The sequence below is a fragment of the Aeromicrobium sp. genome (assembly GCF_049586495.1).
Taxonomy (GTDB): Bacteria; Actinomycetota; Actinomycetes; order Propionibacteriales; family Nocardioidaceae; genus Aeromicrobium.
In genome coordinates, this window is record NZ_JBAVCB010000029.1 from 1 (window position 1) to 10,581 (window position 10,581).

Genomic DNA, 10,581 nt, shown 5'->3' on the forward strand with positions numbered 1-10,581 from the left:
GCCACGTCCACCGCCGAGCGCTGCCGCCAGCTCAGGCCGCGCCGGCGCAGTGAGGGTCCGGTGGATGTCAATGCGATCGCGGATGGGCCCCGACAAACGGTCGAGGTACCGGCGTCGCATGAGCGGCGAGCACCGGCACTGCTCCCCCGCCGCACCGTCGAGGCCGCAAGGACACGGATTGGCCGCCAAGACGAGCTGGAATCTAGCGGGATAGGCGGCTGTCTGCGCAGCCCGCGACACCACGATGCGACCGCTCTCCAACGGCTGGCGCAACGCCTCGATGACGTTGGAAGCGAATTCCGGAGCCTCGTCCAAAAAGAGCACGCCGCGGTGGGCAAGACTCAACGCGCCCGGCCGGATGATCCGACTACCGCCGCCGACGATCGACACCGCGCTGGCGGTGTGGTGCGGATCGAGAAACGGCGGACGCACCAGCAGTGGCTGATCGCTGGGCAGCACCCCGGCGATCGAGTGCACGGCACTGACCTCCAACGACTGCTGGTGGGTCAGATCTGGTAGCAGCGCCGGCAGCCGTTGGGCCAGCATCGTCTTGCCAATGCCGGGAGGTCCGGTCATCAGGAGGTGATGGCCGCCCGCCGCTGTCATCACCACGGCGAGCCGGGCATCGTCCTGTCCGGCGACATCGGCCAGGTCGAGGTCCGCGAGTCGGTCGGCCGCCGTCCACGCGACGCCTCCCACCTCGTCCAGCGGCGGAACCGGGGGGTCGTCGGGTTCTTCGGTGCCGGTGAGCAGCGCGACCGTCTGGCCGAGCGACCGCACGCCGACGACGGCGACCGATCCGACGAGCTCGGCTTCATCCACATTCACCTCTGGCACGAACACGCGCTCGAAACCGGCTTCCGCGGCCGCCAACGTGGCTGGAAGCACTCCTCGGATGGCCCGCAGGCGACCATCGAGGGCCAGCTCCCCCAGAAACACCGCTCCCGCGAGCGAGGGAATTGGCACCGTCTTCTGCGCCGCCAGCACCGCCAGTGCGATGGCCAGGTCGTAGTGCGAGCCCGATTTGGGCAGCGTGCTGGGCGCCAAGTTGATGGTCACGCGCTGATCGGGCCACGTGCGCCCGGAGTTGACGAGGGCCGACCGACAGCGATCGCGGGCCTCGTTGACCATGACATCGGCCAGCCCCACGATGACGGTGCGCGGCAGACCGCCGGAGATGTCGGCCTCGACCTCGATGGACCGACCAGCCAGTCCGTCGAGCGCGACCGAGTGCGTGACGCCAGCCATCAGGCCACGCCCGCGATGCGTTCTACCTGGGGAGCGCCAGCGGGTGGCACGACCACCGAGACCACGTCGATGCGCACGGCAGGGGGATGGACGTCGTGGACCGCCAGCCACTCGGTGACGAGTCGGCGCAGACGAGCTGCCTTCTGGCCCGTGACTGCTTCGAAGGGGCCCCCGTAGCGGGTGGACGTGCGGGTCTTGACCTCGCAGATCACCAGCGTGGTGCCGTCGCGGGCCACGATGTCGATCTCGCCGAACCGACAGGTCCACTGCCGAGCCAGCACCACCATGCCGAGCGACTCCAGGTGCTTGGAGGCGATCTTCTCGCCGTAGTCGCCAAGCGTCTTGTTGCGTGCATACGTCATGGGCTGACCCTCGCCGCGCTGGCTGGGCGGGACCACAGACATCCGCGATCCTGTGGACGAGGCGCGACGAGCTTTCGCCGGTGTGGACGAAGCCGCGATGTCGCGCCTCCCGATAGGTTCAGGTCGTGGAGATGATCACCGGGCCCCGGACAGGCCCCCTCGACGACGACCAGCTGCTCGAGGCCTACCCGTGGCCTGATCGTGAACGCCCGTGGGTGCGGGCCATGATGGTCACGACGCTGGACGGGGCGGCGGCCGGTCCAGACGGGCTGAGCGGATCGATCTCCTCCTCGGTCGACAAAAGCGTCTTCGACGCGGTGCGACGACTGGCCGATGCCGTGCTCGTCGGCGCGGGCACCATCCGGACGGAACGCTATGGACCCATGCGCGGCAAACCGGCTGACGCCGAGCGTCGCGCCCTCGCGGGCCAGGCAGCCGCCCCCGTCGTGGTCATCGTCAGCGGATCGCTCGATCTGGACTGGCACGACAGGTTGTTCACCGAATCGACCATGCGGCCCCTGGTCATCACCGGCTCACAGGCCGATCGGGGCCGCCTCGACCACGCCGGTGAGCACTGCGACGTCGTCGTGACCGACACCGAGTCGGTCGACCCCGCCACCGTCCTTGAGGTGCTCGAGCAGCGCGGCCTGCGACGCATCGTGTGCGAAGGCGGACCCACGCTGTTGGAGTCCTTCGTCGCGGCCGGGCTGCTCGACGAGGCCGACATCACGATATCGCCCACCTTCGCCGGAACCGCCCAGACGCCCCGCACGTCAGGCCTGGACCGGATCGTCGGCTTCGAGCTGCAGCACGTGCTGCACGCCGAGAGCTTCCTGATGGCCCGCTATCTGCGATCGGCGGCGGCGTGATCACCCTCCGCGCTCTCGCGGCGCTCGCCGAGCAGCACGCCGACGACCTTGAGCAGACGGTCGTCCCGCTACGCGTCGGCGATCGGACCTTCGACACGGACGCGGAGCCGGTCGTGATGGGTGTCGTCAATCTCTCTCGCGACTCCAGCTACCGCGAGAGCGTCGCCACGACTCGCGACAACGCCGTGCGCCGCGGACGTGTCCTCGCTGCCCAGGGCGCCCATCTCATCGATCTGGGTGCCGAGTCCAGCAACGTCGGCAAGGCTCGCGTCGATGCAAAAGACCAGACCCGGTCGCTGGTCCCGGTCATCGAGGCCCTGACTGCCGATGGCATCGCTGTGTCGATCGAGAGCTACGACGTCTCCACCGTTCGTGCCGGCCTTGCCGCTGGTGCCCGAGTGATCAACCTGACCGGGTCAGCCCAGGACGCAGCGATGTTCGACCTCGCCGCCGAGCACGAGGCGACCGTCGTCCTGTGCCACGTCAACGGATCGCACGCCCGCGATCTGGACAGCGTGCGCGCCAAGGACGTCGTGGCCGATCCGATCCCCGACATGCTGGAACAGTTCGAGCGCCGCATGACCGAGGCACGCGAGCGTGGAGTTCACGACATGGCGATCGATCCTGGCGTCGGGTTCAGCTTCGCGATGGACGACCACGTGCGGCGCGCTCACCATCAGACCACCGTCATGCTCAACTCATTTCGACTGCGCCGGCTCGGGGTGCCCATCTGCCATTCCGTCCCCCACGCGTTCGACCTGTTCGAGGAGCAGTTCCGCATCGCGGAAGGGTTCTTCACCGTGTTGGCACACCTCGGCGGCACGGGCGTGTATCGCACGCACGAGGTGCCGCAGATCGTCGCCGTGCTGGGCGCACTCGGTCGCCTCGACGTCCAGCCGTGACGGTACTGCGTGGTTCAGCTGCCCTCGGGCACCTTGACGTCGGAGTCCTGCAGCTCCTCGACATTGACGTCCTTGAACGTGAGCACCTTGACGTTCTTGGCAAAACGCGTCGGCCGATAGATGTCCCACACCCAGGCGTCGGTCATCGAGACCTCGAAGTAGGCGTCGCCTGTTTCGGAGCGCACCTTCACGTCAACCGCGTTGCACAGGTAGAAGCGACGGTCAGTCTCGACCACGTACTTGAAGATCGTCACGACGTCGCGGTACTCGCGGTAAAGCGCCAGCTCCAGCTCTGACTCGTACCGCTCAAGGTCCTCGGTACTCATGCGCGTGCCTCCATCGATGCCTTCACGTTGACGTACTGGGTGCGGTGCTCGGCGCAGGGACCGTGGTCGCGCAGCGTCTGCTGGTGGACCGGCGTGCTGTAGCCCTTGTGTGTGGCGAAATCGTATGCCGGAAACTGCTCGTGCAGCTGCACCATGATGCGGTCGCGTGTCACCTTGGCGATGACGGACGCCGCAGCAATCGATGCCGCCACGCGATCGCCCTTCCAGACCGCCAGTCCCGGGACCCCGAGGCCATCGACCGGAAACCCGTCGGTGAGCACGTAGCCAGGACGCACCGACAGCCGCCACAGAGCACGTCGTAGCGCTGCGATGTTGGCCTGCTGAAGACCCATGCGATCACACTCTGCAGCTGGCACGATCACGACCGACACGTCGGCCGCGCGCTTCATGATCAGCTCGAAACAGACCTCGCGGCGCTTCTGGGTGAGCAGCTTGGAGTCGGCGAGGCCCGGGATCGATCGGTCGAGCACCACAGCCGCAGCGACCAGCGGACCCGCGCAGGCTCCGCGGCCCGCTTCATCGACGCCAGCCACAGGAGTGAGTCCCTGCCGGGCCAGCGCGCGCTCGTAGCCGTACAGGCCGGCATCACGCCTGATGGTGGCGCCACGAGCCAGCCGGGTCATGGTGCGGGGACGGCGTCGAACGTGTCGGACCCACGAATGAAGCCCGTACGCCCCAGGGGCCAGACGCGTACCCAGGTCTTGCCAACGACGGCATCCTGGGAGATGAAGCCGCCGCCGGGGTCTCCGAGGTGCGCACGGGAGTCGGCCGAGTTGTTGCGGTTGTCGCCCATGACGAACAGATACCCCTCGGGCACCTTGATGTTGAACGGCTGGTCACGGTTGACGGTCTCGTCGAGCAGATACGGCTCGTCGAGCGCCGCGTCGTTGACCGTGACCTTTCCGTCTGTGTCGCAGCACTGAACGCTGTCGCCGCCCACGCCGATGACCCGCTTGATCAGGTGCCCGCCGGTCGGGAACAAGCCCACGGCCTCGAGACCGCGCTGCACCTGGTTGCTGGCGCGTCGAGAGTCCGCAGCGTCGAGCCAGCCGCCCGGGTCGTCGAACACGACGATGTCGCCCCGACCCACATCCCCGGTCCAGTACGAAACCTTCTGGACCAGGATCTTGTCGTCCGGGCGCATGGTCGGTTCCATCGACTCCGACGGAATGTAGAAGGCCTGGAGGAAGAAGGTCTTGACCACGACGGCCATCACCATGGCGGTGACGATCAGCAGGATCGACTCCTGCCAGACCGGAAGCTGACGCTTCTGCGTGCCGGCCGCGCGATGTTCTGTCACACGCTCGACCCTAGCCGGTCGGGAGAAGCCAGACGTTCTCAGACGTCGCGCTTTTCCTTGATCTTCGCGGCCTTGCCGCGCAGGTTGCGCAGGTAGTAGAGCTTGGCGCGGCGGACGTCTCCGCGGGTCACGACGTCGATCTTGTCAATCACCGGCGTGTGCAGCGGGAACGTGCGCTCGACACCCACGCCGAAACTGATCTTGCGGACCGTGAAGGTGCGGCCGATGCCCGAGCCCTGCACCTTGATGCAGACGCCCTTGAACACCTGGACACGCGAGCGGGAGCCCTCGATGACCTTGACGTGCACGTCCAGCGTGTCGCCAGCGCGGAATTCGGGGAGATCGGTGCGCAACGATGCTGCGGCGACCTGATCGACGATGTTGGTCATGATGGGGCTCCTCGCTGGTGCCACAGGTCACCGACGGATGATGGGGAAAAGACAAGAATGTCGGCGTCATCTCGACGTCGCCCCTGCGGCAGAGACGTCGGCGCCGACGTCCAAGTTTGCCACAGCTACCCCGGGAGTCTGAAATCGGTGGGCGTGGTCAGGCCGGTGTGTCCTCGTCGCGCCGCGCAGTTCGCTCCAGGGCCTGTTCACGGCGCCACGCAGCGATGGCGGCGTGGTTGCCCGACAGCAGCACCTCGGGCACGTCCAGACCACGCCACGAGGCTGGCTTGGTGAACACCGGGTACTCCAGCAGACCGTCCTCGCCGTGCGATTCCTCGGTGAGCGAATCTGGGTTGCCCATAAAGCCGGGCAGCAGTCGCACCACGGCCTCGATCATGGCGAGTGCCGCTACCTCCCCCCCGTTGAGCACGAAGCTGCCGAGCGAGATTTCCTCGACCCGGTGCTGCGTCGCCGCATGCTCAACAACCCGTTGATCGATGCCTTCATACCGGCCGCAGGCGAACAGGAGGTGCTGCTCGGTCGCCAGACGTTCGGCGTCGCGCTGGGTGAACACCGCGCCCGAGGGTGTGGGTATCAAGACCAGGGTGTCCGGTCCGGTGAGCGAGTCGAGCGCCTCGCCCCATGGCTGGGGCTTCATGACCATGCCGGCGCCTCCGCCGTACGGCGTGTCATCGACGCTGCGATGGCGGTCGTGGGTGAAGTCACGCAGGTCGTGGACCGTCAGGTCGATCAGACCGGACTCGCGGGCCTTGCCCGGAAGCGACAGACCGAGAGCGTCGAGGTAGGCGGGGAAGATCGACACGACATCGATCTTCACGACGGGTGGGCCCCGTCGGACTCGTTCACGACGTCGGCCTGCTGCGGGTCGAGCAGGCCGGGGACGTCGGCGACCGTGACGAAGCCACCAGCCACATCGATGTCAGGGACCAGCTCGGTGACGAACGGGACCAACACCTCCCGACCGTCGATGTCGATGGCCAAGGTGTCCTGGTCGGGGAGGTGCAGGACGGCGGTGACGATTCCAACGGCAGGGCCGTCTGGACCGCCGCGGCGCACCTCGAGGCCGACCAGCTGACGGTCGTAGAACTCGTCGGGCTCGTCAGGCAGGTCGGCAGGATCGATCTCCGACTCGATGATCACACCGTGCAGGGCCTCGGCGGCCGTGCGATCGTCGACCCCGTCGAACGTCACCAGCAAGCGGCCGGAGTGCCATCTGGCCGAGGTGACAGTCAGGGTGCGCGTGCCGCAGACGACCGACGAGCCCGCGGCGAAACGCCGTTCGGGCTCGTCAGTTCGTACCTGGACGCCGAGCTCACCGCGCAGGCCGTGGGCCCGCGCGATGCGGCCCACCACGACCAGCATGGGGTCAGCGACGACGGTCGACGTCCACAAAGTCGATGCGAGCCCCGCCGCGACCGGCGATGGCTCCTGCAACCTTGCGGATGGCGGTGGCCGTGCGGCCCTGTCGACCGATGACCTTGCCGAGGTCGTCCGGATTGACCCGGACCTCGAACAGCTCACCGCCGCGGGTCTGCTTGGTCCGGACCTCGACGTCATCGGGCGTGTCGACGATGCCGCTGACCAGGTGCTCGATGACGTCGTGGATCGGAGCGGCCATGGTCAGGCCTTCTCGGTCTCAGCCGGGGCGTCAGCCTCAGCGGCCGGAGCCTCGTCAGCCTTGGGCTCCTCAGCCTTGGGCTCCTCAGCCTTGGGCTCCTCAGCCTTGGGCTCCTCAGCCTTGGGCTCGTCGGCCTTGGGCTCGTCGGACTTCTTCTCGGCCTTCTTGGCGGCTGCAGCGGCCTTCTTGGTGGTCGCGTCGGCCTTCGGCTCGCTGTGCAGCTCCTTGAGCGCGTCCTGGAAGACGTCTTCCTTGCTGCGCTTCGCGTCGGCAAACTTCAGCGTGGAATGACCGCCGATGTCGCCGGTGATCTTCAGCAGAGCCGCAACGGCCTCGGTGGGCTGGGCGCCGACGCCGAGCCAGTACTGGGCACGTTCGCCGTCGACCTTGATGATCGACGGGTCGGCCTTGGGATCGTAGGTACCGATCTCCTCGATCACTCGACCATCGCGCTTGGTGCGCGAGTCAGCGATGACGATGCGGTAGAACGGGGTGCGAATCTTGCCCATGCGCTTCAGGCGAATCTTGACTGCCACGAGTGTGGTGTCTCCTTGGTGTGTATCAGGTGGTGACCTGCCGCGACGCGTGGGGACACGTGCGGCGAAAATCGATGAGCCGGTGACGACAGGGCTGAGAGGGGCCTTGTACGTTCCGGACGCAGTCGCTCATTCTGCCAGACCCCCCGCCGGTCTCCAATTCGGATACCTCAAAAGGCGCCGTGCCGCCCTGCACCTCCGACGAAACGTTCGGCACCGGCCGCTCCTTCGGCGAACACCATCGGCACACCGTGTTCCCCCTCGGACCGCAGCGCGTCAGTGAGATCGAGGCCGGCCTGGGTGTAGACCGAGGCGCGATCGGTGAGCATGCACTGATTCGGAAAGCCTGCGATCTGGTCGGCCAGGCGGTGAGCGACGGTCAGCGCCTCCCCCGTCGGAACGACCCGGTTGGCCAGGCCCATCTGCAGCGCCTCGTGCGCGTCGACGGGACGTCCGGTCAAGATCATGTCGAGAGCCCGGCCCTGTCCGATGACGCGCGGCAGACGCACGGTGCCTCCGTCGATCAGTGGCACGCCCCACCGACGACAGAACACGCCGAACACGGCATTCTCCTCCACCACCCGCAGATCCGCCAGCAGTGCCAGCTCCAGTCCGCCCGCGACGGCGTGTCCGGCGACAGCCGCGATGAGAGGCTTGGACAGCTGCATCCGACTCGGGCCCATCGGACCGGGTGCCCGCCCGGTCGGATCGAGGTCCGGGGCGCGCTCAGGGTCGGCAACGGCTGACAGGTCGGCACCGGCGCAGAAGGTCGTACCGGCACCGGTCAGCACCGCGACTCGCAGGGTGTCGTCGGCCTCGAACCGCTCGAACGCGGCCAGCAGGGCCCGCGCCGTCGGACCGTCGACCGCATTGCGCACGTCCGGCCGGTTGATGGTGATGGTGCAGACGTCGTCGTCGGTGTCGTAGAGAACGGTGTCGTGAGCCGGGGTGGCCATCGCAGCGACCTCATCTATCGTCGTGGGCATGTCGGATGTCACGATCTTGCACCACCCCGGCTGCTCCACCTCCCGGCACGCCGTCGGTACGGCAGCTGGCGACGGCGTCGACCTGGAGGTGGTGCAGTACCTGAAGACCCCGCTCGATCGGGCCGCGCTGCTCGCCCTGATGGTCCGCCTCGAGGACGAGCCCACGGATCTGGTTCGCCAGGACGGCTTCTTCACGAGCCTCGGACTCGATCCTGCCGACTACACGACGGCGGACGCCGTGGCCGACCTCCTCGTCGAGCACCCTCGCCTGATGCAGCGGCCGGTGCTGATCCGTGGCGACCGAGCGATCATCGGGCGACCCAAGGACCGCGTCCAGGCGTTTCTGGACGCCCGACCCGGCTAGGTCAGGCGCTAGCGCGCTCGGCGCGCCGTCGGCGGATGGCGATGTCCAGGTGGTGGATGCGGATCGCTTCTCGGTAGACGGCGCGGCGGTGTCGCAGGTCTGATGTCAGGACACGGCTGCGGCTGTCGGTGAAGATGAAGTCACCGTGGCCGTCGGCCCGGATCGAGAGTCGGTCACGATGCACCAAGTGATGGCACCTTGAGCAGAGTCCGACCAGGTTGTCCAGATCGGTGGGCCCGCCGCGGGACCACCAGACCACATGGTGAATTTCCAGGTGGGTGTTGCGGCAACCCGGGGCCGCACAGCGACCTTCTTGCCGAGCGAGAACTGCGCGGCGTTGCTTGAGGGTGGCCAGGCGGTGGGTGCGTCCGACGTTGAGGACGCGGCTCTGGGAGAAGTTGGGCATCTGGTGGGTCAGGATCGGCGTGACGTCGGCGGTGCAGCCGATCATCGAGAGCAGCTCGGGGCCGATGGGGCCGAATCCGGCCAGATCAGCCGAGACCATGGGATCTGACGTCGTGCCGCGGGTATGGGTGGCCGCAGCGTGCACCGTTTCGGCGTCGGCGGTGACCGACACATGTGGCCGCACCCCCTTGTCCGAAGGCAACCCGGCATCCAGAATCTGTTGGCACAGCTGGTCAATGGCATCGACCCGACGTTCAGGTCCGGTGCGTTGATCGTCGGCATCGACCGGCGCCGACAGCGAGTCCAGCACGGTGCGGAACCTGGACCCCACCTGGATGGGCAGGAACCCGGTGACGTGGAACCCTTCGGGGACGGCGTTGACCTGCAGATCGGCCTTGTCCATCCCCTTGGCCCACGCGTCGTCGAGCTCACCAGGATACGTCGCGGCCCGCAGCGCCCGCATGACCCGACGCAGCTCGGCCGGCTCGCACGTCTGTGCGACCTGCAACAACCAGTCCTGCGCGTCGGTGACGACCCGTGTGCCGATGTGCCGCAACCCGTAGCTGAACACATTCACGTGCTCCAACCGGATCGCGCCAACCTGAGCCGCCTCGGCCACGCGCGGAAGCTGGACCAACGTGGACCCGGCTCGCGTCAGCGCGTGCGCCTCAGGCGCTGAGACCCGCAGCCGACTGCGCACCCACGAGGTGACACTGGACGCGCCATCGGCCTCGAACCCCCGCGATTGCTCCAGCCCGGCCAGATGCGCGGCCTTGGCCGCATCGAGAGCATCCTGCGCGGTCTGGATGGCCCGCAGTGCGTCGGTGTCAGGACCCATCCCCACCAGACGCGCTGCCTCCCGCAACGCCTCCACCACCTGCCCCCGGATCATGCACTCAAGTATATTCGAACGTATGTTCGAGTACAAGGTTCTCGCCTGACTTTCCAGGCTGTTTTCGGGGCTTCACACCACGGTCCAGTGAACTGGGCCTGCTCGTGGCGCTGGTAGGCGCCCGCTGGGCTTGACGGGCTCCCGGGGAGGGTCACATGAGGTCGCGGAGCTCTTGAGGAATCTCGAAGTCCTGAGCGCCGCCTTGATCGAAGCCAAAGGCTCCGGCCCCATCTTTCGGGGGTGCTTCGGTGGCAGCGGCCGCGCGCTTCGCGGGGTTGCCGGAGACCCGCTTGCCCTTCTTCTTCTGCTGGGGCTTTTGTCGAGCGCCAGCGCGCTTGCCGA

The 10,581-nt window shown here is 67.4% G+C and carries 15 protein-coding genes and 1 pseudogene; 3 read left to right on the top strand and 13 right to left on the bottom strand.

The features are described 5' to 3' along the window. Positions 1-1,248: YifB family Mg chelatase-like AAA ATPase (locus WB508_RS01455; RefSeq protein WP_423843095.1), on the bottom strand; the 1,248-nt coding region annotated here is incomplete at its 3' end. Then, positions 1,248-1,610 carry a YraN family protein gene (locus WB508_RS01460; RefSeq protein ID WP_423843096.1) on the bottom strand — a complete coding sequence of 121 codons (363 nt, stop codon included), beginning with the start codon at positions 1,608-1,610 and terminating at the stop codon, positions 1,248-1,250. The genes WB508_RS01455 and WB508_RS01460, both read right to left, overlap by 1 nt. A gap of 131 nt (positions 1,611-1,741) precedes the next feature. On the opposite strand from WB508_RS01460, the gene WB508_RS01465 reads away from it, so the two are divergent. Together WB508_RS01465 and WB508_RS01470 are read left to right on the top strand one after the other, a co-directional pair. Beyond that, a complete protein-coding gene (locus tag WB508_RS01465) occupies positions 1,742-2,479 on the top strand; it encodes a pyrimidine reductase family protein (RefSeq protein WP_423843109.1) in 738 nt (245 codons plus the stop codon). Further along, positions 2,476-3,381, top strand: coding sequence for a dihydropteroate synthase (locus WB508_RS01470; protein WP_423843097.1), 906 nt, complete (start codon positions 2,476-2,478; stop codon positions 3,379-3,381). Before WB508_RS01465 ends, WB508_RS01470 begins: the two co-directional genes overlap by 4 nt. A 14-nt stretch (positions 3,382-3,395) precedes the next feature. Here the strand turns inward: WB508_RS01470 and WB508_RS01475 are convergent, their stop codons facing one another. The 9 genes from WB508_RS01475 to WB508_RS01515 form a co-directional block, all read right to left on the bottom strand. Continuing rightward, positions 3,396-3,707, bottom strand: coding sequence for a DUF2469 domain-containing protein (locus WB508_RS01475; protein WP_423843098.1), 312 nt, complete (start codon positions 3,705-3,707; stop codon positions 3,396-3,398). Next, positions 3,704-4,351, bottom strand: a complete 648-nt coding sequence (locus WB508_RS01480; RefSeq protein ID WP_423843099.1) for a ribonuclease HII — start codon at positions 4,349-4,351, stop codon at positions 3,704-3,706. The genes WB508_RS01475 and WB508_RS01480 overlap by 4 nt, the downstream gene beginning before the upstream one ends. Further along, positions 4,348-5,028: a signal peptidase I gene (lepB, locus tag WB508_RS01485; protein ID WP_423843100.1), complete on the bottom strand. Its 681-nt coding sequence runs from the start codon at positions 5,026-5,028 to the stop codon at positions 4,348-4,350. Before lepB ends, WB508_RS01480 begins: the two co-directional genes overlap by 4 nt. Before the next feature lie 38 nt (positions 5,029-5,066). After that, positions 5,067-5,417, bottom strand: coding sequence for a 50S ribosomal protein L19 (gene rplS / locus WB508_RS01490; protein WP_423843101.1), 351 nt, complete (start codon positions 5,415-5,417; stop codon positions 5,067-5,069). A 157-nt stretch (positions 5,418-5,574) separates the two neighbouring features. Then, a complete protein-coding gene (trmD, locus tag WB508_RS01495) occupies positions 5,575-6,255 on the bottom strand; it encodes a tRNA (guanosine(37)-N1)-methyltransferase TrmD (protein ID WP_423843102.1) in 681 nt (226 codons plus the stop codon). Further along, complete coding sequence (gene rimM, locus WB508_RS01500; RefSeq protein ID WP_423843103.1) at positions 6,252-6,800, bottom strand: ribosome maturation factor RimM; 549 nt, start codon at positions 6,798-6,800, stop codon at positions 6,252-6,254. Before rimM ends, trmD begins: the two co-directional genes overlap by 4 nt. A 4-nt stretch (positions 6,801-6,804) precedes the next feature. Further along, entirely contained in the window at positions 6,805-7,056 is a 252-nt protein-coding gene (locus tag WB508_RS01505; RefSeq protein WP_423843104.1) for an RNA-binding protein, read from the bottom strand. 2 nt (positions 7,057-7,058) lie between these two features. Next, complete coding sequence (rpsP, locus tag WB508_RS01510; protein ID WP_423843105.1) at positions 7,059-7,592, bottom strand: 30S ribosomal protein S16; 534 nt, start codon at positions 7,590-7,592, stop codon at positions 7,059-7,061. A 170-nt stretch (positions 7,593-7,762) separates the two neighbouring features. After that, entirely contained in the window at positions 7,763-8,578 is an 816-nt protein-coding gene (locus tag WB508_RS01515; RefSeq protein ID WP_423843106.1) for a crotonase/enoyl-CoA hydratase family protein, read from the bottom strand. On the opposite strand from WB508_RS01515, the gene WB508_RS01520 reads away from it, so the two are divergent. After that, positions 8,577-8,942: an ArsC/Spx/MgsR family protein gene (locus tag WB508_RS01520; RefSeq protein WP_423843107.1), complete on the top strand. Its 366-nt coding sequence runs from the start codon at positions 8,577-8,579 to the stop codon at positions 8,940-8,942. The genes WB508_RS01515 and WB508_RS01520 overlap by 2 nt on opposite strands. A gap of 1 nt (position 8,943) precedes the next feature. On the opposite strand, the gene WB508_RS01525 is transcribed toward WB508_RS01520, so the two are convergent. Continuing rightward, entirely contained in the window at positions 8,944-10,239 is a 1,296-nt protein-coding gene (locus WB508_RS01525) for a DUF222 domain-containing protein (RefSeq protein WP_423843108.1), read from the bottom strand. Positions 10,240-10,390: 151 nt separating this feature from the next. Then, positions 10,391-10,581 (bottom strand): annotated as a pseudogene (locus WB508_RS01530) (signal recognition particle protein); the annotation flags it as partial.

Coding starts and splice junctions, on each gene's coding strand:
- WB508_RS01460 (WP_423843096.1), bottom strand. CDS start 1,610: ATGACGTATGCACGCAACAAGACGCTTGGCGACTACGGCGAGAAGATC.
- WB508_RS01465 (WP_423843109.1), top strand. CDS start 1,742: ATGATCACCGGGCCCCGGACAGGCCCCCTCGACGACGACCAGCTGCTC.
- WB508_RS01475 (WP_423843098.1), bottom strand. CDS start 3,707: ATGAGTACCGAGGACCTTGAGCGGTACGAGTCAGAGCTGGAGCTGGCG.
- WB508_RS01480 (WP_423843099.1), bottom strand. CDS start 4,351: ATGACCCGGCTGGCTCGTGGCGCCACCATCAGGCGTGATGCCGGCCTG.
- rplS (WP_423843101.1), bottom strand. CDS start 5,417: ATGACCAACATCGTCGATCAGGTCGCCGCAGCATCGTTGCGCACCGAT.
- rimM (WP_423843103.1), bottom strand. CDS start 6,800: ATGCTGGTCGTGGTGGGCCGCATCGCGCGGGCCCACGGCCTGCGCGGT.
- WB508_RS01505 (WP_423843104.1), bottom strand. CDS start 7,056: ATGGCCGCTCCGATCCACGACGTCATCGAGCACCTGGTCAGCGGCATC.
- WB508_RS01520 (WP_423843107.1), top strand. CDS start 8,577: ATGTCGGATGTCACGATCTTGCACCACCCCGGCTGCTCCACCTCCCGG.
- WB508_RS01515 (WP_423843106.1), bottom strand. CDS start 8,578: ATGCCCACGACGATAGATGAGGTCGCTGCGATGGCCACCCCGGCTCAC.
- WB508_RS01525 (WP_423843108.1), bottom strand. CDS start 10,239: ATGATCCGGGGGCAGGTGGTGGAGGCGTTGCGGGAGGCAGCGCGTCTG.